Origin of the sequence: Pusillibacter faecalis, from assembly GCF_018408705.1 — a bacterium.
Classification (GTDB): domain Bacteria; phylum Bacillota; class Clostridia; order Oscillospirales; family Oscillospiraceae; genus Oscillibacter; species Oscillibacter faecalis.
The window spans coordinates 848460-870976 of sequence record NZ_AP023420.1 but is presented as its reverse complement, the minus strand read 5'-3'; the positions used below and the strand labels follow the sequence as shown (position 1 = coordinate 870976).

Sequence of the window (22517 nt, the reverse complement as noted above, 5' to 3'; positions counted from 1 at the left end):
TTTGAGGTCAAATAAGCTGTTAAATCTGTGTGACGGTTTCATTTTCGGGCAGGAAAAATCCAACAGTCCCAGATGGGATAGATGGCCTCCGCACGAACATAAAGGGGTGTCCAGAGGGGCATAGCTCCTTTGGCTCTGGGTTTCCAATAGGGGCGAGCAGCATCCCTGTTGGCACACGACTTTCCCTCGGAAAGTCTAGTGTGTTATACCTTTGTGGAGCAGATGGTAGCCGGAAGTGTAGCACGCCCCCGAACGTGTGGCTACAGTTGCGGTGTTCTGGCGGGAAAGGTTGCCCCTTGCGGTGCAGCATAAGCGACAGAAAAAGGATGGCAGGCGGTGCGGGCAAGCACTGCCTGTGCCGTGTCACCTGCGGAACAAAGGTATATCAAAGTCCACGTCAGCCGCTGCTTACCATCGTATCAGAACCACCCGGCAGCTTCCCGCGCAGGCTGTCCATCGCCTCACCCTCCACCTTCTTTGTCCGGCTCTCACTGAGGTGGAAATGGAGCGCCGCACCGATCAGCGGGTGCTCGATTCCATCGGTAAACCCATAGCGGTACAGCAGATAAGTCTGCTCTCTGGCAGTCAGCTTGTCCAGCGCCGCATACAGTTCCGTCAGCTGTTCTTTTTGGATGTAAATTTGCTCCGGCGTTCGAGAATGGGGGTCAGCTATGGCTTCGATCCGCAGCATTCGTTCATCATCGGATAGAATGTCATCCAGATATACTCTCTGGAAGCCGGGGCCGTCTTTCTTATCTACCATCCGTTGCTCAAACTGAGCGAGAGCTGCGCGGATGCAGTCTGTCATGGCATTGCGGATTGCTGGTGCCGAATAGGTCAGAAATTTCATGCCCCGTCCCGCATCAAACAAAGGAATTGCGTTCAGCAGGCCGATACTTCCCTCCTGCACCAAATCTTCTAAATCAATTCCAATATCATTTTCATCCAGCCCCATGCTCCGGTATTGCTCCAACGCTATTTTTCGGATGAATCCCAGATTGTTTTCCAGCAGAATATCACGGGCAGCCGTATCCCCTGCCTGCGCCAGCCTGCACAGCTGCTCATTGCTCCGGGTCGGCATTTTGTTTCTCCTGCGCGTGGTCTAAGGTGGATTGGAGAAATTCCGTCAGCGCCTGACCAAACTTGTCCAACGCTTCCTTTTGCACGCCGTCCATTCCTGCCGCGCTCTGGGTGACGGCGGCGGAAATCATTTCCGGCGTGATGGTCGGAGTATGAACATCCGCCCCTTTGGTGAGTTCGGTGAACATCTGCTGGGTGATGTCCCTGGTCAAGGACTGTGCCGCCGTAAAATCGTTACCAATCTCTTTCTTCACTTCCCGCAGCGCCGCCATAAACGTGTTCTGTATCATCGTCAGGTCTGCCTGATATACAGGGACTTTCTGCCGGTTGACAGCTCTGGCCGCCTGCACTGCGGCATCCGTTTTCACATTCCGGCGCAGCATGGCGCTGAGGGTGGTAAGCATCTGGTTCTGTCCGGCGAAACCGGCGGCCAACGTATCGTCAAAATATTGCTCAATCATGTAGGTGACTTCTGCAAAACGCGGACTTTCTAAAAGGCGGTTAACGATCTCGGCATTGGCTTTTCCTGTGTACAGGTTCCGCGCAGCCTGCACCGACAGGCCCAGTTCTTCAATATCAAAATTTGTCCGGTCAGGCGTGTTGACTTCCCCCAGCAGGAAATCTGTGGAGACTTCAAATACTTTTGCGATGCGGAGCAAATGTTCTGTGCTGATCTTATCGGTCTCGCCGCTCTGAGGTCTTGCATTTTTGCAAGATTTCAGGGCGGCGTTTTTTCGTTTCTTGCACTTTTAGCGGATTTTTCGGTCTATAGGCTTTTTCCCCGTATATTCAGGCAGACGGGCAGATACCGTCAATAAATAATGGAGGACAAAGCCTATGAATCTGTTTGAAACTGTAAAATCTGCTGTCACTGTGAAGCAGGCCGCCGAGCACTACGGTCGCAAGGTCAACCGGGGCGACATGATCTGCTGCCCCTTCCACGATGACCGGCATCCCAGCATGAAGCTGAACCGGGATTATTTCTACTGCTTTGGTTGCGGGGCCACTGGGGACGTGATTGACTTTGTGGCGCGGCTGTTCGGTCTGAGCAGCTACGAGACCGCAAAGAAGCTGGCCTATGACTTCGGCATCAACCCGGACAAGCCCCCGGCAGCGATGGCCTTGAAAAAGCCCTATCCGCTGGCGCAGGCCTTCCGCAACGATGAGATGTACTGTCAGCGGGTACTATGCGACTACCTGCACCTGCTGGAACGCTGGAAAATCGAGTATGCTCCACAGTTGCCAGAGGACAATCCAGACGATCGCTTTGTGGAGGCGTGCCATATGGTCGAGTATGTCAATCATTTGTTGGACGCGCTTATATTTGCAGAACTGGAGCAGCGTGTGAAAGTGGTGGATATGTTACTGAAAGACGGCACTATCGCCGCGCTGGAGCAGCGGCTCAAACGTCTGGAAAAAGAGGGACAGCACCGTGGCGAAGAACGAGAAATCGCGTGAGGTCAACCAGCCTGTCTGGTTTGATGGCAAGAGTATCAATGAAGCCCTGTTTTGTGATGATTTTCTCAGCAGACGCAAAATCATCTACACGAACGGGGCTTTTTTCACGCCCGATGGCCGCGTGACCAATGATCTGCCCCTACGCAGCGAAATCTTTGACGAACTGCGCTGCTGTGCGGTCAGCAACATCCCCCGAAAAATCAGCAACATTGTGGAGCTGATGAAGCTGGCGGCGCTGGTAGAGGATTTTCCGCCGGAAACTGACCGCATCCATCTGGCAAACGGCACGTTGTTTCTGGATGGTGCTTTTACAGAAGGTAAGCCGGAGATCGTGCGCTGCCGACTGCCGGTGGCCTACAATCCCAATGCGCTCACGCCGACCCGTTGGCTGGCCTTTCTGGATGGGCTGCTCTACCCGGAGGACATCCCCACCTTGCAGGAGTTCATCGGCTATTGTCTGATTCCTAGCAACAAGGGCCAGCGGATGATGGTCATTAAGGGCAGCGGCGGCGAGGGTAAGAGCCAGATTGGCGCGGTGCTGTCTGCCCTCTTCGGCAGCAACATGAAGGATGGCAGTATCGGCAAAATTTCTGAGAACCGGTTCGCCCGCGCTGATCTGGAACACATTCTTCTGTGCGTTGACGATGATATGCGGATGGAGGCCCTGCGGCAGACCAACTACGTCAAATCCATCGTCACCGCACAGGGCAAGATGGATTTGGAACGCAAGGGCAAACAGAGCTATCAGGGTTGGATGTGCGCCCGGCTGCTGGCGTTCAGCAACGGCGACTTGCAGGCCCTTTTTGACCGCAGTGACGGCTTTTACCGGCGGCAGCTGGTGCTGACCACCAAAGAAAAACCCGCTGACCGTGTGGATGACCCCGACCTGGCTGAAAAGATGAAAGCGGAGATCGAGGGCATCTTTCTCTGGGCTTTTGCGGGATTGCAGCGGCTGGTCGCCAACAACTTTAAGTTCACCGAGAGCCAGCGCACCAGAGAGAACCGGGAGGCCGTCAAGCGGGACAACAATAACGTGTTTGATTTTCTGGAATCCGAAGGCTATATCCGTCTGAAAGCCGATGCATCCATCAGTTCAAAGGATTGTTACGGCATTTACCAGATGTGGTGTGAGGAAAACAGTCTGACTGCACTCAAACGCCGCAGTTTCAGCGATGCGTTGGTGACCGCCTGCGGCAAGTACAATCTGGAACACTGCAACACGATCACTAATTCGGCAGGACGCCGGGTGTGGGGCTTTATGGGCATTGAGGCAGTGGCAAGGCCGCATATAAACGAGTTTACGGACGCTTCACAGTGTACGTACGTACCGGAAGACTGGCGGGATTGATACCTGCTCCGGTCGCCGGTACGTATGTACGCAGCGATTCACTCTGTTACCTCATATATTGTAGAGACGATTTATCTGGATAAAGTGGTCGTGCCCATTTGGGGGACAACCAAAACGGACAGGAAACGCAGTGATTTTATAGGCATATTTTGAAGCAAGCACAAAACAGCGAAATGTTTCTCTGTTATCCGCGCACCGTTCACAAAAGAGCGGCTCACGGAATGGCGTATAGGTTGCACCGTTTCGTGGCAATACAATCCGAGCGGTGAAAAACCCCGCATTTCCGCAAAGTCGAATATTTCGCCATTGACCAACGATACGCGGGGAAGCATTTCTATCGCAAAACAGCAACTATAACAATTTTATCATCCCATGAAGCCGGTACGCTGTCCAACGCAGCCGGTTCTTTTTATGGGCAAGAAAATTTGGAGGATTACCTTGAAATCAAATATCCGAAACGAAATCAAGGCGCAGATTATCCGCGCCGGTTACACCATGCAGGAAGTCGTTGATCTTCTGCATGACGAATATGGATGGAGTGACAGCGTATCCAATCTTTCCGGGAAATTACAGCGGGGGTCGCTGCGGTATCGGGAGGCCGTGGAGCTGGCCGATGTGCTGGGCTATGATCTGGTCTGGCAGAAACGGAGGGATTGAATATGGAGAAAGCACAGTACGCGATTATGCGATTCGCAAAGCACAAGGGGCCTGAGATCGGTAATATTGAGGCCCACAACGAGCGCACAAAGGAGAAATACGCCAGCAATCCCGATGTGGACACCAGCCGAAGCAAGTACAACTTCCATCTGGTCAAACCGCCCGGCAAGTACCGGGCGGAATCGGAACGGCAGATTGCCGCTGCCGGATGCCGTACCCGGAAGGACAGTATCCGTATGATAGAGACGCTGTTCACAGCCAGCCCGGAGTTCTTTAAGGGAAAGAAACGGGCGGAAATTCGGGTGTTTTTCGAGGAAGCTCTGCACTTTCTGGAACAGCATCAGTCCAAAGAGACAATTATATCCGCCGTGGTGCATATGGACGAGAAAACGCCCCATATGCACCTTTGTTTTGTCCCGCTGACGGAAGATGGTAGGCTCAGCGCCAAAGATATTCTGGGCAACAAGAAGAAGCTGACCTGGTGGCAGGATGAGTTCTGGAAACACATGGTCAAGAAGTTCCCGGATTTGGAGAGCGGCGAGAGTGCCAGCCAGACCGGGCGTGACCACATTCCGCCCCGCGTCTTCAAGGAGATGACCAGGTTGACCAAACAGAAGGAAAAACTGGGGCAGTTGCTCACCGGAATCAATCCTTTCAATGCCAAAAGCCGGGCGGAGGAAATCTGCAAAATTCTGGACACCTATCTTCCCAGCGTGGAGAAGATGGATACACTGCTGCGGAAATATGGCGTAGCCTTCACGAAAACAGCATCCGAAAACAAAAAGCTGAAAACGAAAAATGCCGAGCTGGAAGAATCTCTTGCATCGGCGCAGAAAGTCAGTGCGTTGAAGCAAATCGAAGACTTCAAGCTGCGGCGCGACTATGACAGTGCCGTGGCGATTTTGGAACAGATACCGCCAGAAGTATTGGAACTTTATAAACACCCGCATAAAAAAGAAAGGGAAACTGCCTATGATCGATGAATGGAGCGGTTTTGCAGACCTGCTGGCCAATCTGATTGAGAAGTACGCTTCGGAGTTGGATGTTGAGAACCTGCCTGCTCCGGCGGTTCCGCTTGAGGATCAGGACAGCGCGGCAGCAGGCAAAAAAGAATCTGTTTTCAAGCCGGAAGCAGTTGCAGGCAAAATCGCTGCATGATATAATAGACGTGATATAAGAGTCCAAACAAGAGAGCGACGGCCATTTTCTTCGCTCTCTTGAAACATAGAAAATGTAATCGGATAGGAGCGTGAACAGATGGCGGAAGACAAAAATAGACCAGATCAGGGCCAGGGTGAGATTGTAATTTATCAGGCGGAAGATGGACTCACAAAGGTAGAATGCCGGTTTGTGGACGAAACCGTTTGGCTAACGCAGCAGCAGATGGCGGAGTTGTTCCATACGTCCAGGAGCAACATTGTCGAGCATATCGGCCACATCTATGAAGAAGGCGAACTGGATGAGACTTCAACCTGTCGGAAATTCCGACAGGTTCGAATGGAAGGTAACCGGCAAGTATCCAGAGAGCTGCCTTTCTATAATCTGGACATGATCATTTCTTTAGGGTACAGAGTAAAATCCTTGATTGCCACCCAGTTTCGCCGGTGGGCCACGGAGCGCCTGAAAGAATATATGATCAAGGGCTTCACGATGGACGATGAGCGCCTAAAAAATTTGGGCGGTGGCAACTATTGGCGCGAACTGCTGGAACGGATTCGGGACATTCGTTCTTCGGAAAAAGTCATGTATCGTCAGGTGTTGGACTTGTACGCCACCAGCGTGGACTATAACCCCAGAAGTGCGGAATCTGTTGCGTTTTTCAAAATGGTGCAGAATAAGCTCCATTATGCGGCGCACGGACATACGGCTGCAGAAGTGATCTATGAGCGGGCCGATGCGGATAAGCCGTTTATGGGGCTTACCACCTTTTCCGGCGATTTCCCCACGGCAAAAGATATTGGGATTGCCAAGAATTATCTGACGGAGGAAGAACTTCGGGTTCTGAATCAAATGGTATCCGGTTATTTTGACTTTGCCGAGGTGCAGGCCATCCGCCACCGGCCCATGTATATGAGCGATTATGTGGAGCAGCTGGACAATATTCTTCGGGCGACCGGTGAAGAAGTGCTGACCCATGCAGGGAAAATCAGTCATGCACAGGCGATGGAAAAAGCAAAAGCGGAATATAAACGCTATCAGGCACAAACTCTTTCCCCTGTGGAGGAAGAATATCTGAAGACCATCAAACAGTTGGTAAAAACGGCTAAGACAGAGACGGAAAAGCAGGATGGTACTTCTGATCCAAGTTAAAAATGGCCAATCCAGTTTTTCGATTGGCGCCACATGAGGAAGATTAAGATGCAGAAAGAGAAGATAAAAGTTTACACCTATACCAGAGTCTCCACCGCTATGCAGGTGGACGGCTACTCACTGGATGCGCAGAAGGCCAAAATGAAGGCCTACGCCGACTACAATGACTATGAGATCGTCGGTGAATACGAGGATGCGGGAAAGTCCGGCAAATCCATTGAAGGGCGTGCGCAATTCAGTCAGATGATGGAGGACATCAAATCCGGCAAAGACGGCGTGTCTTATGTTCTGGTGTTCAAATTGTCCCGGTTTGGCAGAAATGCGGCGGATGTGCTTTCTTCCCTTCAGGTCATGCAGGATTTTGGTGTTAATCTGGTGTGTGTGGAGGATGGCATTGATTCTTCCAAAGATGCGGGCAAATTGATGATCTCCGTTCTGTCTGCCGTGGCGGAGATTGAACGCGAAAATATCCGTGTCCAAACCATGGAGGGCCGCATCCAAAAGGCAAGAGAGGGTCGCTGGAATGGCGGCTTTGCCCCCTATGGGTATCAGCTGGTGGATGGAAAACTGATGATCAACGAGGAAGAAGCAGAGGCAATTCGCGTCATCTATGACCAGTATGTGCATACGGATATGGGAGCAAACGGGATCGCAAAGTACCTGGAGAACCACGGTATCCGCAAGATTCCCCGGCAGAATGGGAAAAATCCCCTATTTGATGCACACCTGATCCGGCTGATTCTGAAAAATCCTGTGTATTGCGGCAAGATTGCCTATGGCCGCCGCAAGATGGAAAAAGTGCGTGGCACCAGAAATGAGTACAAGTTGGTGGAACAGGACAATTACCTGTTGGCTGATGGGGTGCATGAACCGATTGTTTCGGAAGAAGTTTGGCAGGCGGCGCAGGTAAAACTTCTGGCACAGGCAAAGAGATACGAGCACGTCAACCGCGGGAAAGACGAGCACGTACATCTTCTTTCCGGTATTGTAAAGTGCCCAGTCTGCGGGGCCGGAATGTATGGGAACAAAAGCATCAAGCACAAAGCGGACGGCACCAAGTACAAGGATTTTTATTATTACGGATGCAAGCATCGTACCATGATACGCGGGCATAAATGCGATTACAAAAAGCAAATTCGGGAAGAACTGCTGGACGATGCCGTGGCGGAGGTCATTGTAAAGCTGGTGAGCAATCCGAAGTTTGCTGCTATGATGCAGAAAAAGATCAACATGAAGGTGGATACTGCCGCCATTGACCAGGAGATTGCAAACTATGAGAAGCAGCTTCGTCAACACTATTCTGTAAAAACAAAGCTGGCAGAGGAAATTGACGCTCTCGACCCGGACGACCGGCACTATGTGCGGCGCAAGGCAGACCTTGATGACCGCCTTTACAGGATGTATGATAAGATTGAAGATACCGAATCTCTGCTGATTGCGGCCAGAGCCAAAAAGCAGGCCATTGAAGCGGAAAAGCTGACCGGCGACAATATCTATAAAGTGCTGATCTATTTCGAAAAACTGTACGGCGTGATGAATGAGGCGGAGCGGCGGCAGTTGATCGAGGCGTTGATCTCTGAAATTCAGATTTGCCCGGAACGGCAGCCCAATGGCCAGTGGCTCAAATCCATCAAATTTAGGTTGCCGATCATCGAGGAAGATATGAGTATCAGTTTGGACAACGAAGAGCAAATTGAGACGGTGCTTCTCCTTGTGCGGGGGCCCCATAACGGAGCCTAACCAGGAAATCAGCAGGCTCACACATTCTCAGCCTGCTTTCGTTGATTTTTCAAAGCCGGAGAACAGCCCCGTTTTCCCATAAAGGTCTGAGAGATCTTACCGACTCTATAGACGGTGGCCTTAATGGCTTCCCGCAGCTGTACCAGTTCCAGTTGCTCCTCGGAAAGAACCAGTGTGATTCCCTTGCTGTGGGAGGTGAGGCCTTTTTGGCCCAGAAGGCGCGGCGGACAGCGCTGATGATATGGGACTCGCACATACTGCGCTGCATTCCTCAGATTTGAACGGTGGTCTGTATCGTAAGACGCCTTCTTTCTTGGCTGGAACAAGGATTAGCTATAACTAACTACCGAGGAAGAAAAGCAGGCGGGAATATCCCGCCTGTAGATCTGGTTATAGCGTCAGGGAAGGGGCGGCATAGGTGCGGCTGAGCAGCTCGCTGTTGAGCATATAAAGGCTTCTGGCGTCGTCGCCATAGAGACGCATTTTGGTGATCTGATCACTGGAGTTTTTTTCCTCCTCGCCCTGTTCCTTGATAAACCAGTCCAGGAACTGAGTCGTGCGGAAGTCGTTCGCCTTCTGGGCGGCGGCATAGATGTTGTTGATCAGAGAAGTGACGTATTTCTCGTGGGCTAGGGCTGCCTCCAGAGGTTCCATCAGGGTAGAGAAGGTCTTGTCCGGCTTGTCAATGGCCAAGAGAGTGACCGGTTCATCATTGTTGTGCAGATAATGATAGAAGAGCATGGCGTGATCCATCTCTTCCTTGGCCTGGATTTCATACCAGTTGGCAAAGCCGTCCAGCCCCTTGTCATCATAAAAATTGGCAATGTCCAGGTAGAGATAGGCGGAATAGAATTCCTTGTTGATCTGCTCATTCAGCAGCTTGGAAACAGTCTGATCCATCATAGATACCTCCTGATTACTGGAAAAATTATGCCGGGTTTTCGCTAAAAGTATAGCATGCCAGAGCAGAATGTCAAGCCGGAAAAGCGCTGCACGAAACAGTGTCAGTCTGCCTCGTCAATCAATCCTGCCTGTTTTGCATAGGCAACAATTTTTTCAAAGGATTCCACGCTAATGTCATGCTCGATTTTGCAGGCGTCCGCAGCGGCGGTTTCCTCACTGACGCCAAGATGCTGCAAAAACTGGGAGAGCAGCCGGTGGCGTGTATAAATCCGCTGGGCAATCTCCATACCGGAGGGCAGCAGTGAGAGATATCCCTCGGCATCCATCTCGATATAGCCGTTTTCCCGCAGACGCTTCATGGCAATACTGACACTGGGCTTTGAAAAGTTCTTTTCCCGCACAATATCAATGGAGCGCACCAGGCCCTGTCGTTCTTTCAGAATCAGAATTGCCTCCAGATAATCTTCTGCGGATTCGTGAATATTCATAAAAAAAGCTCCTTGCTACAATGACAATGACATGAGATTAACACAAAGCTGCTGGAATTGCAAGAAAATTTAACCGGGGGGACTTGACAAGTGCGGTTAGACGCTGTAAACTTTAGCTGTCAAATGGTTAGAGATATCTAACTACTGCTTTCATCAAGTTGGCTGGAGGAGACTGGCGTTCTCTAAAGGAGGGGGTTGCATGATGCCATTGTCAATGGCTAAAGTGGGCGAAACTGTGACAATCCGAAAAATTACTGGCAAAGACCAAATTCGCCAACATCTGGCGGAGCTGGGATTCGTGGTGGAAAGCGATGTCACTGTCGTTTCAGAACTTGGAGGCAATCTGATCTTACAGGTGAAGGACAGCCGGGTGGCCCTGGACCGAACTATGGCAAACCGGATCATGATTTGAATGGAGGAGGAAATTGCATGAAGACTTTGAAAGATGCCAAGGTTGGAGAGAGCGTCACTGTATCCAAGCTCCATGGCGAGGGACCTGTGAAGCGCCGCATTATGGACATGGGAATCACTAAGGGGGTGGAGATCTACGTCCGGAAGGTGGCGCCCCTGGGTGACCCCATGGAGCTGAATGTCCGTGGGTATGAGTTGTCTATCCGAAAGGGCGACGCGGAAATGATTGAGGTTGTTTGAAGGATTCCGATTAGAAAACTGGCAGAAAGGGCGGCAGAGACCGCCAATTCTTAACAATATAAGTTAGCTATATCTAACTTTGGAGAGGAGAACGATATGGACATGAAAATTGCACTGGCCGGCAATCCAAACTGCGGCAAAACAACGCTGTTCAATGCGCTGACTGGCTCCAATCAGTACGTGGGCAACTGGCCCGGCGTCACGGTGGAAAAGAAGGAGGGGAAGCTGAAGGGCCACAAGGACGTGGTGATTCAGGACCTACCCGGCATCTATTCCCTCTCTCCCTATACCCTGGAAGAGGTGGTGGCCCGGAATTATCTGGTGGGTGAAAAGCCAGACGCCATCTTGAATATTGTAGACGGCACCAATATTGAGCGGAACTTGTACTTAACCACCCAGTTGATCGAGCTGGGGCTGCCAGTCGTCGTGGCAGTCAATATGATCGACTTGGTGCGCAAGAACGGAGACCAGATCGACCTGAAGAAGCTGGGAGACGCCTTGAGCTGCGTGGTGGTGGAAATGTCGGCGCTGAAGGGCGAGGGCGGCATGGCTGCTGCGGAGAAGGCAGTTTCTCTTGCAAAGCTCCACCAGGCCGGTGAACTGCCCCATGTATTTACTGGAAGCGTGGAGCACGCCATTGCACATATTGAGGAGTCCATCCAGGGCAAGGTAGACGATCAGTATCTGCGCTGGTATGCCATCAAAGTTTTTGAACGGGATGAAAAGGTCCTGGAGGCTCTGAAGCTGAATAAGGACCTGGCGGAGCATCTGGAGGCACACATTGCTGACTGCGAAAAAGAGCTGGACGACGACGCCGAGTCCATCATCACCAACCAGCGCTATACATATATCAATAGCATTGTCACCAAAGCCGTGAGGAAGAAGGCTCCCAAGGGCAGTCTCTCTGTCTCCGACAAGATCGACCGGATCGTAACCAACCGGATTCTGGCCTTGCCGATTTTCGCGGGAGTCATGTTCCTAGTGTACGCCATCGCCATGGGCGGCTACCCCTTCTCTATCGGCACCATGGGTACCGACTGGGCCAACGACGTGCTCTTCGGTGAGTGGGTACCGGGGCTGTTTGACAGCATCCTGGGTGCCCTGGGCGTTACCGAGGGCTGGCTCTACGGCCTGATTCAGGACGGCATTGTGGCCGGTGTGGGCGCGGTGCTGGGCTTTGTACCCCAGATTCTGGTGCTCTGCTTCCTGTTGGCGCTCATGGAGGATGTGGGCTACATGGCCCGTATTGCGTTCGTCATGGATCGGATTTTCCGCCGCTTTGGACTCTCCGGCAAGAGCTTCATCCCCCTGCTGGTGGCCACCGGCTGCGGCGTGCCCGGCATCCTCGCCTCCCGGACCATTGAGCAGGATCGAGACCGGAAGATGACCATCATGACCACCGGCTTTATTCCCTGCGGCGCAAAGCTGCCTATCATTGGCCTCTTCGCGGGCGCCGTGTTTGGAAACTCCGCCTGGGTGTCCGTTTCCGCGTTCTTCATCGGCATCGCCGCAGTGGTGGTCTCCGGAATCATGCTCAAGAAGTTCAAGGCCTTTGCCGGTGAGCCCGCGCCCTTTGTTATGGAGCTGCCGGCTTATCACGCGCCCTCCATCATGAATGCCCTGCGCTCCATGTGGGACCGCGGCTGGGCCTTCATCAAGCGCGCGGGCACTGTGGTGCTTATCAGCTCCATCGTGCTCTGGTTCCTCCAGAGCTACGGCTTTGTAGACGGCGTGTTCCAGGCTGTGGAGGACAATAATCACTCCCTGTTGGCCGCCATCGGCAACGGCATCGCCTGGATTTTCTACCCACTGGGCTGGATGGGCGACATGGCATGGAAAGCAACCGTGGCCACCTTCACCGGCCTCATCGCAAAGGAGGAAGTGGTCAACACCTTCGGTGTGCTGTATAACTATGCGGGTGAGATCGACCTCATGGAGGACAGCTCTCCCATCTGGGCCCTGGTGGCTGCGGATTTCAACGCTCTGACCACCTATTCCTTCATGATCTTCAACCTGCTGTGCGCGCCCTGCTTTGCCGCCATGGGCGCCATCAAGCGGGAGATGAACAACTGGAAGTGGACTCTGGGCGCTATCGGCTACATGTGCGGCTTTGCGTATGTGATCGCCATGATCGTGTATCAGATCGGCGGCATCCTCACCGGCGTTGCCTCCTTCAGCATCTGGACAGTGGTTGCCGTGGCCGCGCTGGCCGGTCTGCTGTATCTGCTGTTCCGCAAGGGCTATCAGCCTGAGGGTGAGATTCATCACCTGACATCTGTGGCTGCCGCCGCGACGAAGTAAAGAGGGCAGTATGTTTGGAAATATTGTTGTCATTTTGGCGCTGGTTGCCGCTGTGACTCTGGCCGTCCGCTCTTTGTGGAATTCCCACAGGAATGGCGGAGGCTGCGGTGGAGACTGCTCCAACTGCGGCAGCTGCGGGGGCTGCCGCAGCAAATAAAAATTCTGTCGAAAGGGGACGCGAGCGCAAGACCGCTGCTTGCGTCCCTTTTCTATCTTGTGGAATGGAGGAATCATGATGGAGCTGACGCAAACACATCTGCGCTATCTGCTGGCGATTTATGATCTGGCACAGACTACTCCGGGAGTGAGCGCCGGGGATGTGTCCAAGGTCCTGGCTGTATCGAAACCATCTGTCACACGGATGATGGGGCTGCTCATGGAAAGGGGACTGCTGGTTCGGGAGCGGTATGGCAAGGTTTTTTTGACAGATGCCGGCGTCCTGGCCGCCCGTGATTATCAGGGAAGAATGGAACGGCTGCGGGAGCTGATTCCCAAGATGGGATTGTCCCTGAGCGAAGAGGAACTGGCAGACACGGCCTATCTCCTGGCAGCGGCGCTTCCGGAGCATGCCACCAGTGCGAAATAGAAAGTCCGACCGATGGGGGCTCCGGAAAAGGCCTTCTCAAAGAAAGTGAATGCGTGATATGCCGCCCTTGTCCGCGCTGCATGCCGCGCAAAGAATAGGAAGCGTTTCGAGACTGTTTGAGAGGAGTTTTCTGTATAAGCTGGGCACAGATATAACGGCTGCTTCGGTATAGGGCTGCCTCCTTGCTGTGTCTGGAGAAGTGAAGAGACTCAGATGGTTTTTTGCAAACAAAAAAGAATCTTGAAAAATTCAAAAAAGGGGTTGACAAGATATAGGAGTTATGGTATATTATGCATGTAGTTAGTTAATACTAACTACTGCGGGCAATAAAACGGCTCGCAATTTTAAAAACCGATGGTTAGCTAATACTAACTTAAGGGGCGCAACCAAAGTGAACAGTTGAGAGCTATATAGAAAAGAGGCTTTCGGCGGCGCGGGCAGGCGGTTTACTTTGGAGAACTGGAACAGGGAGACGCCAGGCCATGGGGGTTGATCTACCTGCAGGTTTAAGCGTCAAAACGCTTCAGCCAGTTCAGACAGGGACTTGACAAAGGGCTCCTGTTCGGATGGCAATTCAGACAGGCTGGAAGGAATGATGTGATGAACAAAGTAGCAATCGTTTATTGGAGCGGCACCGGCAATACAAAAATCATGGCCGAGTGCATTGCGGAAGGCGTGAAGGCAGCCGGCGCAGAAGTGGAACTGCTTAATCCCACAGAATTTTCAGACGCCCGGTGGCGGGAGTTCGGCGTGGTGGCCTTTGGTTGTCCAGCCATGGGTGCTGAACAGCTGGAAGAAGAGGAAGTAGAGCCGATGTTTGAGGGCTTGACAGGGACGTTAAGCGGCAAGAAGATCGCTCTCTTTGGTTCTTACGGCTGGGGTGACGGCCAGTGGATGCGCGATTGGTGTGCCCGCTGCGACGACGCCGGTGCAAACCTCTATGATGCAGAAGGCCTTATGGCACACGAAACGCCTGACGATGCAGCCCAAGAAGCTTGCCGGGAACTGGGTCGAAAGCTGGCTGCCTGGTAAAATTTTTACACACTCTCTCTTGATTAACACTTATCTCCTTTTTTCCCCTCAATGGCCCCGCACGGCTCTGCTGTGCGGGGCCTACTCCTGTTTGCCTTTTGGTGAGTCTGCTTCCGTGCTCTCTAGGATGGCTGAGAGGTGATGGACAGCAGAGGAGATGGGACAAGCTGCCGCTTTGGAGCTGCAGTGGAACCACATTACTGTAGACTTTTTTCAAGAAGAGGGCTGGCCTCTCCGCAGAGAGACCAGCCCTCTTCTGCCTTGCGCAAAGATGCTTGGTGCGTAGTGAGAATTCATGCAGGCTTCACAAAAAAGACCGGCGGCTTCACAGATGATCAGCAGCGGGAAAATCGATAAACAGTCCGTTGGCGGTAGACCTCTCCCGCCTGCAGAACAGGGGATGGAAACTCTGGATGGTGGATGGCGTCAGGAAAGTGCTGGGTCTCTAGACAGACGGCGTGCCGTGGACCGTAGAGCACACCCCCCTTACCCTGCCGCTCCGACAAAAAACCGGCGGTATAGAGCTGTAAGCCCTCCAAAGAGGTTTCCAGTTCCATCCGGATGCCAGTGCGGGGACAGTACATTACCGCTGCCGGGCCTTCCTCTCCGGAGAGGACCAGGTTGTGATCATACCCCTGGCTGGCGCGGAGCCAGGGATCGTCCAGCCGCTGGCCCAAGACGGCGCCTTGGCGCAGGTCCAAGGGGGTGCTATCTACCGGGGCGATCTCTCCGGTGGGGATGTTTCCGTCCCCTGTGGGGGTGTAGCAGTCGGCGCGCAGGGTCAGCTTGTGGTCCGAAACCGGCCCGCCATCGTGCCCCGCCAGGTTGAAATAGGCGTGGTTGGTGAGATTCACCAACGTGTCTCGGTCAGAGACAGCCTGGTAGTCGATGACCAGCGCACCGCCCTCCAGGCTGTATGCGACCTCCGCCCGTAGCGTGCCGGGATAACCCTCCTCCCCGTCCGGGGACTCCAGGAAGAAGGTCACGCCGCTTTCAGAGCAGGCGTAGCGCCAGAGCTTTTGATGGAAGCCCGTCAGCCCGCCGTGGAGATGATTGCCCCCCTCGTTGGCGCTCAAGCGGAACTCCTTACCGCTCAAGCGGAAGCAGGCGCCGCCGATCCGGTTGGCACACCGGCCGATGGTGCCCCCCAGACAGGCGTCCAGGGTTTCATAGCTCACAAGGTCATCGTAGCCCAGGACCACGTCAACCTGCTCGCCGGTCCGATCCGGCACCCACAGCGCTCGGACCGCTGCGCCGAAGGGAAGTAGCTCCACGGAAAGCTGCTCGTTGAAGAGGACGATCAGCGGAACCTCCTGCTCATGATGATGACCAAAGGGTATGATTCGATACATCATGGAGACCTCCCCTCAGCGGACGCTGTCCACAAACCGCAAAAATGCCGCCTGGCCCTCCGGCGTGCGTTTATAGACGCCGGCGTGCTCCAGAACTTGAGCAAAGACGGCGCCCACCTCCTGCTGCAAAATATCCCCAGCATTGTTCGCCGTGAAGGTATAGCGGGTCCGCAGCTCCTCGGCCCAATCAGCGTGCTTTTCCAGGGCCGTATGCTCTCGGGGATTGCCATTGGCGGCTAGGACCTCCCCCAGCTCCGCCAGCTCATCCTTGAGGCGAGCCGGCAGCACTGCAAGGCCCATCACCTCAATGAGGCCGATGTTCTCCTTTTTGATGTGGTGCAGCTCTTGGTGGGGGTGGTAAACACCTAGCGGGTACTCAGGCGTTGTGAGATTGTTGCGCAGAACTAAATCCAGTTCAAAACGCCCCTCCCGCACGCGGGCGATAGGGGTGATGGTGTTGTGGGGTTCGCCGCCGGTCTCCGCCAGGATGAAGGCGTCTTCGTCCGTGTAGCCCCGCCAGGAGAGCAGGATGCGATCCGCCAAGTCCACTAGGCGGGCATCATCGGCACAGCGCAGACGGAGAACGGACATGGGCCACTTGACAATTCCGGACTCTACGTCGTCAAAGCCAGGGAAAGAGACGGGTGTCTCCACCGGAGCCCGCTCCATGGCGAAAGTATAGCACCCGCCCTGGAAGTGGTCATGGCTGAGGATGGACCCCCCCACGATGGGAAGGTCCGCGTTGGAACCCACGAAGTAGTGGGGGAACTGTTTGACAAAGTCCAGCTGCTTGCGGAAGGTGGAGCGGTCGATTTTCATAGGCACGTGGACGCCATTGAAGACAATGCAGTGCTCGTTGTAGTAGACATAGGGGGAGTACTGGAAAAACCACTCCTGCCCATCGATCATGATGGGAATGACGCGGTGGTTCTGACGGGCGGGGTGGTTGAGCCGCCCGGCGTACCCCTCGTTCTCCCGGCAGAGCTGGCACTTGGGATAGCCGCTCTGAGGCGCCGTCTTGGCGGCGGCGATAGCACGGGGGTCCTTCTCCGGCTTCGAGAGATTGATGGTGATGTCCAGATCGCCGTAGGGTGTAGGGGAGACCCACTTCTGGTCCTTTGCGATGCGGTAGCGGCGGATATAGTCCGTGTCCTGGCTGAAGCGGTAGTACCAGTCCGTGGCGGCCTTGGGGGAGACGGTATACTGCTCTGAAAAGGTCCTGTATACCTGGGAGGGACGGGGCGTCAGCCGTCCCATCAGCTCCGTGTCAAAGAGGTCTCGGCTGGTGACATCGCTTGCCGCCAGCCCTTGTTCCACGGCGTATTGAGTCAGTGCCGTCAGGATTTCCTCCAGGGAGAGATTCGGCACCGCCGCCGGCTCCTCATAGGCGGAGAGGCCTAAAGGCGGCAGCAGACGGTTAATCGCCCAGGTCCGATCCAGCGGTTCGATCAACTTTTTTGAGACGGCGTAATCCGCCAGGGCCGCAATATATGTATCAATCATAGAATCCCTCCTGCTGAATCTGGATGCTGCCAACGGGGCGGATCGTCACCACGTGGCAGCTCCCTGTGCCCAGCACGGCCTCGGTTTTTTCCTGGAATTCAGCCAGGATGTCCAGAGGGACAAAGGCCTGAGCGGTGCCGGCAAAGCCGCCGCCATGTACCCGGACAGCTCCCCGGCCCTGCAGAATGCGCTCGCAAAGGGCCAGAGTTACCATCAGCTCCTGATGGGCGGTCTGACCGGTAGGAACAACATTTTGGAGGTACATGGCGGAGGACCGCCCAGATTCCTGCACCAGAGATAAAAAGCGGTTAAAATCCCCTTTCCGCAGAGCCTGGGCCTCTTCCATAGCCCGGCGGTTCTCCGCATAAAAATGGAAAGCACGCAAAACGGCTCTGTCACCCGCGGCAGCCCGGACCTGGGGCAAGTAGGAGAGAAATTCCTCCTCGGAAATCTCACGCAGAACTTCCTTGCCAAAAAAGCCGCAGACTGCCCGCAGTTCATCCGTGATGGCAGCGTACTCGGCGGTCAGATCCGCGTGGTCCGCACCGGAGTCCAGAATGCAAAGGCCGTAGCCCGCCGCAGTCAGGTCCAGGGAGATTTGTTCCACTGTGGGATGCGCCGTATCCGCAAAGTCAATGGCCACCACACCGCCGACGGAAGAGGCGGTCTGGTCCATCAGCCCGCAGGGCTTGCCAAAGAAGACATTTTCCGCATACTGCCCGATTTGGGCCAGTTCTACTGGGGTGCATCTGCCGCCGAAGAAGAGCTCGTTGAGCATGGTTCCGATCAGCACCTCAAAGGCGGCAGAGGAGGAGAGTCCGCTGCCGCCAGGGACCGTGGAGGTGATACAGGCGTCCAGCCCGGCACCCTGCAGTGGGCAGCCTAGCTCAGCCATCCGGGCGGCCACACCGCGAATCAGAGCGGCAGAGGTGTTGGCCTCCTCCGACTTAGGCGTTAGATCTCTCAGGTCCACAGTGGTGAGGGGATAGCCTTGGGACTGGACACGGATTTGTCCGCTGGAGTTCGGAGCCGCTGCGGACAGAATATCCAGATCCACCGCTGCGGCCAGCACACAGCCGCGTTGGTGATCCGTATGATTGCCACCCAGCTCCGTGCGGCCGGGGGCGCTGAACAGCACATTGGGCTTACAGCCAAAGACGGTTTTAAATTCTTCCAAAAGCGCGGCACAGCGCGCACGGACAGGACTGCCATACAGGCGAGTGAGGGCCGCGTCCAGCTGGCCCCGCATCAGGCAAGCGTGTAAATCTGTCATGGGGGGTTCCTCCTCAAGATGTTGTGAGATCGGCTGGCAGGAAGGCATCCAGGTTTTCCCGCGTGACGGCTGTGTAATGAAGCCATAGATAGGTGCCGTCTGTCAAATCCAAAGTTTCAGACGGGTTTTGTCCCTCTACCAGTGCGGTGATCAGAGAGAGAATGCCCGCCGCCTGACCAGCGGCGTCATTCTGGACAGTACCGGCCAATGTACCAGCGGCCAGGGCCTCTAGTGCCGGGGGCGTCGCGTCCACACCCACAATCAAGGGAAGGTCCGTCATGCCCATTTCCAGGCAGGCGTCAATGGCGCCTAGGGCCATGTCATCATTGTTGGCAAAGACCACCTCTATGGCACTGCCGAATTCCGATAACCACTGGTGCATCCGGATGCTAGCCTGGCCGCGCTGCCAGTCAGCGGTGTCGTTGGCCAGCTTCTCTGTGGGAACGCCGGCATCTGTCAGGGTTCGGATGCTGTATTCGGTTCGCAGAAGCGTGTCCTGATGGCTGGCTTCGCCTTCCAGCATGACGTATTGTAAAATCCCGTCGCCGTTGCGGTCCACGCCGCCCTGTTCCCAGGCGTCCAGAACGATCCCGCCCTGCAAATAGCCGGCGTCCTCAGCCGGGAGGCCCACATAATAGGCGTACTTCCAGCGGCGCAGATCCTCCAGAACTGGCTCCCGATTAAAGAAAATGACAGGAACGCCAACAGCTTGGGCCTTGTCAATGATCACGGCGGCTGCGGTCCGGTCCACCATGTTGACGCAGAGCACATCGTAGTCCTGATCCAGAAAGCGGTCCACCTGCTCATTTTGAACGGACTGGCTGCTGCGGCCATCGACGATACTAAGATTGATCTTGATGTTGTGGGTTTCCTCCTCCTCCAGAGCAAATTGCTGCAGGTTCTGGGCTACGGTGGAGATGAAGGTGTCATTTTGCTGATAGAGCGCGACACCCACCCGGATGGTGGACGGCGTCTGCTGAGCGCCGCAGGCAGTGAGTCCTGCCAGCAGGACGAAAAAGGAGAACAAAGAGAATCGCAGTTTCATGGGACCTCCTTTCGAGGACTAGACCACAGGGAATAGCAGCTTCTGGTTATCAGGCAGATACATGGTCTCCTGCCGGATCACAGTAAAAGGCAGAGAGGATAGTGGAGACGCCAACTGATTTCTGGCAAGGGCGGCAGTATGCTGCACCGCCAGATATCCGGCGGAGAATGCATTGTGTGCAACAATCGCGGTGACGTCATTTTCCTCCAGGCCCGCGGCAATTGCCGAGGTCGAACCGGTGCCATAGAGCAGGGGGAAGCGGTCGGAAGATTGGGCGACCTCCACAGCCCGCTCCAGAGCGGAGGCCTCAAATGCGACAATCGCCTGGACCGGGCTGGAAGAGAGTGCAGCGGTCAGATCAGCAGACAGGTTTTCCGTTCGGCGGCAGATCAAAACCTGTCGGTCCTCTGCCTCTAAAAGAGCAGCGGCGGCTTCTAGCTGTTCCCGGATTCCGTTGTCTCCGCCAGCACTGTCCAAAAGCAAAACTGTGCCGCCAGCGCTGACACCGTTCAGGGCGGCCTGTCCCAGAATCTGGCCCACGGCGGCGTTATCCACGCTGATGCAGCCCCGGGCGCCCTGGGCGGTCATGTCTGTCTCCAGAGTTACCAGGGAGGACTTGGCAGCGGCAGCGGACACCGCGTCGGCCATGGATGTACGATCAGCTGGAATCAGCAGGATTGCAGAGGCGCCGGCTTCCACCTCGCGCTGAAGGAGTTGGATCTGCTCCTCCGCGCTGTTGTCCGCAGTAGGGGATAAAAACCGCAGCTCCACATTCAGATCCGCTGCAGCCTGCTCCATTCCCTGGCGAGTGGTAGAGAGAATAGAACTGTCCGCCTCCCGAAGAATGACAGACATTTCCAGCAGAGCCGGATGGCGCTGAGCGCTGTTTGGTGCAAAGGCCAACATGGAAAAGAGCGCAATCAGGCCCAAGAGGGGCAGCACCAACTGCAGCAAAATTTTCCGCTTCAAACCGGTCCCTCCTTTCGATAGGCCGCAGCCGCCGATTCATCCAGGGCTGGAATCCGGATGCGCACGGTGGTGCCGCTGTCCGGCTCACTGAGGATGGTCAGGCCATAGGTGGGGCCAAATGTCAGCTGAATCCGCTGGTGGACATTGCGAAAGCCGATTCCAGAGCCCTTGGCTCCCGAAACTGCCGGACCATGGGGAGAGAGCAGCTGCTCCACCAGGTCCTCTGGCATGCCGGGGCCGTTGTCCGCAACCTCAATGATAACGTCCTCGCCATCCCGGAAAGCCCGGATGTGGATTTCACCGTCGCCATCGGCATAGGCCATACCGTGATAAATGGCATTCTCCAAAATGGGCTGAATGATCAGCTTGATGGTGTAGAGGGACTCTACACCGCTCTCCGCCGTAATATCGGCGGAGAATTTATTTTTGTAGCGCATTTTTTGAATGGTGAGATAGTGTCTGGCATGCTCCAGCTCATCGGCAATGGGAATGATGTTGCTGCCCCGGCTCAGAGAGATGCGGAAAAAGCGAGCAAGAGCTGTGAGCATTACCACCGCATCCTCCGTGCGGCCATTTTCCGTCATCCACACCACACTGTCCAGGGTGTTGTAAAGGAAATGGGGATTGATCTGGGACTGCAACACATCCAGTTCGCTGCGGCGCTTTTGCTCCTCTTGTTCCAGGATGTCGTCCATCAGATGGCGCAGCGTGGAGACCATGGACTGGATAGAGCGGCTTAGATGTTCCAGCTCGTGGGGGCCGTTGACGCTGAAATCCACGCCCTCCTGGCCGGCCTCCAGCTCCCTGACAGCCCGGTCCAGCTTTTTCATGGGGGCCGTAATCCACTCGGAGAGCCGCAGATTGACAAATACCAGCAGGAAGATGGAAAAGAGCACAATGAAGAAGAAAAACAGGAGAATCTGGCCGTAGTTATCCAGAACCTGCTCTGCAGGAACCACACCCACCAGCTTCCAGCCGGTATAGCCCACCGTTTTTACAGTAACCTGCCGCTGTTGACCCTGGAAGGTCTCGGTATGGCTGCCGTCAGGATAACCGGCAGCAGTCAGGTTGTTTTCCTCCAGAAGTCCTGCGTAGATCAGCTGTTGGCGGGGGTGGTAGATCAGCTCTCCACTGCTGTCGGTCAGATAGAGATAGCCCTGGTCATAGGCGAAGGTGACATCCTTACAGAGCTGTTCAATGCCGCTGAAATTCATATCCACCAGCAGAACGCCGCTTTCGATGGAGCCCCTCCGGGTCAGCTCCACCTGACGGCTTAGGGATACCACCCAGCGGTAATGATGGTCCGGGTCTTGGAAGAGATTCTGCACATGGGGCGTTGAGAAGTGGAGATTTTCAATCTGCTCCATAGCGGTGGTGAACCAGATCTCCCGGGCGGGAGTGACGCTGGGCTTGAGTGCTGCAAGCGGTGCGGCGGCAATCAGATCCCCCTCTTGGGAGAACACAGCGATGGACACCAGAGAGTCCCGGTTGTTTTCATACAGTAGGTCCAGCGCTGCATCCAGATCTCCCTCGGCCGCCAGGTCCAGGTCCTTGATCACCTGATAGTAGGCGGTGTTGGATACCCGCATCATGGACCGCAGATAGTGATCCAGATTCCGGTTGACCTGCGAAAGTACCTGCTTGCTGCTCTCCGCTGCCAGAGCATTGGAGGTGGCGGAGAACCGCAGGAACAGCGCCAGCCCCATGAACACCATGCCCACAATGGCGACAGCGGTAAAGGACAAAGACAGGACAAACTGGATGCTGGAGCGGTGATAGAGCGCCTGCCACCGCTGGCGCAGGGACTGCCGCATGGAACGC

Annotated in this window: 23 protein-coding genes; 13 read left to right on the top strand and 10 right to left on the bottom strand. The window is 54.8% G+C overall.

Features of this window, described 5'->3' with window-relative positions:
- Positions 1 to 397: 397 nt before the first annotated feature.
- Positions 398 to 1081: a sigma-70 family RNA polymerase sigma factor gene (locus tag KJS55_RS04530; RefSeq protein WP_213542786.1), complete on the bottom strand. Its 684-nt coding sequence runs from the start codon at positions 1079 to 1081 to the stop codon at positions 398 to 400.
- Entirely contained in the window at positions 1062 to 1541 is a 480-nt protein-coding gene (locus KJS55_RS17275; RefSeq protein WP_228300455.1) for a hypothetical protein, read from the bottom strand. Before KJS55_RS17275 ends, KJS55_RS04530 begins: the two co-directional genes overlap by 20 nt.
- A 376-nt stretch (positions 1542 to 1917) precedes the next feature.
- On the opposite strand from KJS55_RS17275, the gene KJS55_RS04520 reads away from it, so the two are divergent.
- The 7 genes from KJS55_RS04520 (at position 1918) to KJS55_RS04490 (ending at position 8593) form a co-directional block, all read left to right on the top strand.
- Positions 1918 to 2538, top strand: coding sequence for a CHC2 zinc finger domain-containing protein (locus tag KJS55_RS04520; RefSeq protein WP_213542785.1), 621 nt, complete (start codon positions 1918 to 1920; stop codon positions 2536 to 2538).
- The gene (locus tag KJS55_RS04515) at positions 2513 to 3886 is read left to right on the top strand and encodes a DNA primase family protein (RefSeq protein ID WP_213542784.1); all 1374 of its coding nucleotides are present in this window, start codon (positions 2513 to 2515) and stop codon (positions 3884 to 3886) included. Before KJS55_RS04520 ends, KJS55_RS04515 begins: the two co-directional genes overlap by 26 nt.
- A gap of 438 nt (positions 3887 to 4324) precedes the next feature.
- Positions 4325 to 4543: a phosphoribosylglycinamide formyltransferase gene (locus tag KJS55_RS04510; RefSeq protein WP_076780299.1), complete on the top strand. Its 219-nt coding sequence runs from the start codon at positions 4325 to 4327 to the stop codon at positions 4541 to 4543.
- A gap of 2 nt (positions 4544 to 4545) precedes the next feature.
- Positions 4546 to 5526, top strand: a complete 981-nt coding sequence (mobV, locus tag KJS55_RS04505; RefSeq protein ID WP_213542782.1) for a MobV family relaxase — start codon at positions 4546 to 4548, stop codon at positions 5524 to 5526.
- Positions 5516 to 5701, top strand: coding sequence for a hypothetical protein (locus KJS55_RS04500; RefSeq protein ID WP_228300454.1), 186 nt, complete (start codon positions 5516 to 5518; stop codon positions 5699 to 5701). The genes mobV and KJS55_RS04500 overlap by 11 nt, the downstream gene beginning before the upstream one ends.
- Before the next feature lie 99 nt (positions 5702 to 5800).
- Positions 5801 to 6853, top strand: coding sequence for a virulence RhuM family protein (locus tag KJS55_RS04495; protein WP_213542781.1), 1053 nt, complete (start codon positions 5801 to 5803; stop codon positions 6851 to 6853).
- 48 nt (positions 6854 to 6901) lie between these two features.
- The gene (locus KJS55_RS04490) at positions 6902 to 8593 is read left to right on the top strand and encodes a recombinase family protein (protein ID WP_213542780.1); all 1692 of its coding nucleotides are present in this window, start codon (positions 6902 to 6904) and stop codon (positions 8591 to 8593) included.
- 390 nt (positions 8594 to 8983) lie between these two features.
- Here the strand turns inward: KJS55_RS04490 and KJS55_RS04485 are convergent, their stop codons facing one another.
- On the bottom strand, positions 8984 to 9496 hold the full coding sequence (locus tag KJS55_RS04485; RefSeq protein ID WP_213542779.1) for a ferritin: 513 nt from the start codon (positions 9494 to 9496) through the stop codon (positions 8984 to 8986).
- A 101-nt stretch (positions 9497 to 9597) separates the two neighbouring features.
- Positions 9598 to 9984, bottom strand: coding sequence for a metal-dependent transcriptional regulator (locus tag KJS55_RS04480; protein ID WP_187028187.1), 387 nt, complete (start codon positions 9982 to 9984; stop codon positions 9598 to 9600).
- A 199-nt stretch (positions 9985 to 10183) separates the two neighbouring features.
- Here KJS55_RS04480 and KJS55_RS04475 point away from each other — a divergent pair, with 199 nt between their 5' ends.
- From KJS55_RS04475 to KJS55_RS04450, 6 genes are all read left to right on the top strand, one after another.
- Entirely contained in the window at positions 10184 to 10396 is a 213-nt protein-coding gene (locus KJS55_RS04475; protein ID WP_187028188.1) for a FeoA family protein, read from the top strand.
- 17 nt (positions 10397 to 10413) lie between these two features.
- On the top strand, positions 10414 to 10635 hold the full coding sequence (locus KJS55_RS04470; protein ID WP_187028189.1) for a FeoA family protein: 222 nt from the start codon (positions 10414 to 10416) through the stop codon (positions 10633 to 10635).
- Positions 10636 to 10731: 96 nt separating this feature from the next.
- Entirely contained in the window at positions 10732 to 12936 is a 2205-nt protein-coding gene (gene feoB, locus KJS55_RS04465; RefSeq protein WP_187028190.1) for a ferrous iron transport protein B, read from the top strand.
- Positions 12937 to 12946: 10 nt separating this feature from the next.
- Positions 12947 to 13093: a FeoB-associated Cys-rich membrane protein gene (locus KJS55_RS04460; RefSeq protein WP_187028191.1), complete on the top strand. Its 147-nt coding sequence runs from the start codon at positions 12947 to 12949 to the stop codon at positions 13091 to 13093.
- A 75-nt stretch (positions 13094 to 13168) separates the two neighbouring features.
- Complete coding sequence (locus KJS55_RS04455) at positions 13169 to 13522, top strand: metal-dependent transcriptional regulator (protein ID WP_213542778.1); 354 nt, start codon at positions 13169 to 13171, stop codon at positions 13520 to 13522.
- Between the two features lie 600 nt (positions 13523 to 14122).
- Positions 14123 to 14554 carry a flavodoxin gene (locus tag KJS55_RS04450; RefSeq protein WP_187028193.1) on the top strand — a complete coding sequence of 144 codons (432 nt, stop codon included), beginning with the start codon at positions 14123 to 14125 and terminating at the stop codon, positions 14552 to 14554.
- A 335-nt stretch (positions 14555 to 14889) separates the two neighbouring features.
- Here KJS55_RS04450 and KJS55_RS04445 read toward each other — a convergent pair whose 3' ends face one another.
- The 6 genes from KJS55_RS04445 to KJS55_RS04420 are packed head-to-tail and all read right to left on the bottom strand — an operon-like array spanning position 14890 to position 22510.
- Positions 14890 to 15909, bottom strand: a complete 1020-nt coding sequence (locus KJS55_RS04445; RefSeq protein WP_213542777.1) for an aldose epimerase family protein — start codon at positions 15907 to 15909, stop codon at positions 14890 to 14892.
- 12 nt (positions 15910 to 15921) lie between these two features.
- Complete coding sequence (gene galT, locus KJS55_RS04440) at positions 15922 to 17409, bottom strand: UDP-glucose--hexose-1-phosphate uridylyltransferase (protein WP_187028195.1); 1488 nt, start codon at positions 17407 to 17409, stop codon at positions 15922 to 15924.
- Positions 17402 to 18682 (bottom strand): galactokinase, encoded by a 1281-nt coding sequence (locus KJS55_RS04435; RefSeq protein WP_213542776.1) that lies wholly within the window; start codon positions 18680 to 18682, stop codon positions 17402 to 17404. Before KJS55_RS04435 ends, galT begins: the two co-directional genes overlap by 8 nt.
- 13 nt (positions 18683 to 18695) lie before the next feature.
- Positions 18696 to 19727: a galactose ABC transporter substrate-binding protein gene (locus tag KJS55_RS04430; RefSeq protein WP_213542775.1), complete on the bottom strand. Its 1032-nt coding sequence runs from the start codon at positions 19725 to 19727 to the stop codon at positions 18696 to 18698.
- An 18-nt stretch (positions 19728 to 19745) separates the two neighbouring features.
- The gene (locus KJS55_RS04425; protein ID WP_213542774.1) at positions 19746 to 20696 is read right to left on the bottom strand and encodes a substrate-binding domain-containing protein; all 951 of its coding nucleotides are present in this window, start codon (positions 20694 to 20696) and stop codon (positions 19746 to 19748) included.
- A complete protein-coding gene (locus KJS55_RS04420) occupies positions 20693 to 22510 on the bottom strand; it encodes a sensor histidine kinase (protein ID WP_213542773.1) in 1818 nt (605 codons plus the stop codon). The genes KJS55_RS04425 and KJS55_RS04420 overlap by 4 nt, the downstream gene beginning before the upstream one ends.
- Between the last annotated feature and the right edge of the window lie 7 nt (positions 22511 to 22517).

What these genes read in the sequence shown, in the direction of transcription:
- KJS55_RS04530 (WP_213542786.1), bottom strand. Translation starts at nt 1,081, where the DNA reads ATGCCGACCCGGAGCAATGAGCAGCTGTGCAGGCTGGCGCAGGCAGGG.
- KJS55_RS17275 (WP_228300455.1), bottom strand. Translation starts at nt 1,541, where the DNA reads ATGATTGAGCAATATTTTGACGATACGTTGGCCGCCGGTTTCGCCGGA.
- KJS55_RS04520 (WP_213542785.1), top strand. Translation starts at nt 1,918, where the DNA reads ATGAATCTGTTTGAAACTGTAAAATCTGCTGTCACTGTGAAGCAGGCC.
- mobV (WP_213542782.1), top strand. Translation starts at nt 4,546, where the DNA reads ATGGAGAAAGCACAGTACGCGATTATGCGATTCGCAAAGCACAAGGGG.
- KJS55_RS04500 (WP_228300454.1), top strand. Translation starts at nt 5,516, where the DNA reads ATGATCGATGAATGGAGCGGTTTTGCAGACCTGCTGGCCAATCTGATT.
- KJS55_RS04495 (WP_213542781.1), top strand. Translation starts at nt 5,801, where the DNA reads ATGGCGGAAGACAAAAATAGACCAGATCAGGGCCAGGGTGAGATTGTA.
- KJS55_RS04490 (WP_213542780.1), top strand. Translation starts at nt 6,902, where the DNA reads ATGCAGAAAGAGAAGATAAAAGTTTACACCTATACCAGAGTCTCCACC.
- KJS55_RS04485 (WP_213542779.1), bottom strand. Translation starts at nt 9,496, where the DNA reads ATGATGGATCAGACTGTTTCCAAGCTGCTGAATGAGCAGATCAACAAG.
- KJS55_RS04480 (WP_187028187.1), bottom strand. Translation starts at nt 9,984, where the DNA reads ATGAATATTCACGAATCCGCAGAAGATTATCTGGAGGCAATTCTGATT.
- KJS55_RS04475 (WP_187028188.1), top strand. Translation starts at nt 10,184, where the DNA reads ATGATGCCATTGTCAATGGCTAAAGTGGGCGAAACTGTGACAATCCGA.
- KJS55_RS04470 (WP_187028189.1), top strand. Translation starts at nt 10,414, where the DNA reads ATGAAGACTTTGAAAGATGCCAAGGTTGGAGAGAGCGTCACTGTATCC.
- feoB (WP_187028190.1), top strand. Translation starts at nt 10,732, where the DNA reads ATGGACATGAAAATTGCACTGGCCGGCAATCCAAACTGCGGCAAAACA.
- KJS55_RS04460 (WP_187028191.1), top strand. Translation starts at nt 12,947, where the DNA reads ATGTTTGGAAATATTGTTGTCATTTTGGCGCTGGTTGCCGCTGTGACT.
- KJS55_RS04455 (WP_213542778.1), top strand. Translation starts at nt 13,169, where the DNA reads ATGATGGAGCTGACGCAAACACATCTGCGCTATCTGCTGGCGATTTAT.
- KJS55_RS04450 (WP_187028193.1), top strand. Translation starts at nt 14,123, where the DNA reads ATGAACAAAGTAGCAATCGTTTATTGGAGCGGCACCGGCAATACAAAA.
- KJS55_RS04445 (WP_213542777.1), bottom strand. Translation starts at nt 15,909, where the DNA reads ATGATGTATCGAATCATACCCTTTGGTCATCATCATGAGCAGGAGGTT.
- galT (WP_187028195.1), bottom strand. Translation starts at nt 17,409, where the DNA reads ATGATTGATACATATATTGCGGCCCTGGCGGATTACGCCGTCTCAAAA.
- KJS55_RS04435 (WP_213542776.1), bottom strand. Translation starts at nt 18,682, where the DNA reads ATGACAGATTTACACGCTTGCCTGATGCGGGGCCAGCTGGACGCGGCC.
- KJS55_RS04430 (WP_213542775.1), bottom strand. Translation starts at nt 19,727, where the DNA reads ATGAAACTGCGATTCTCTTTGTTCTCCTTTTTCGTCCTGCTGGCAGGA.
- KJS55_RS04420 (WP_213542773.1), bottom strand. Translation starts at nt 22,510, where the DNA reads ATGCGGCAGTCCCTGCGCCAGCGGTGGCAGGCGCTCTATCACCGCTCC.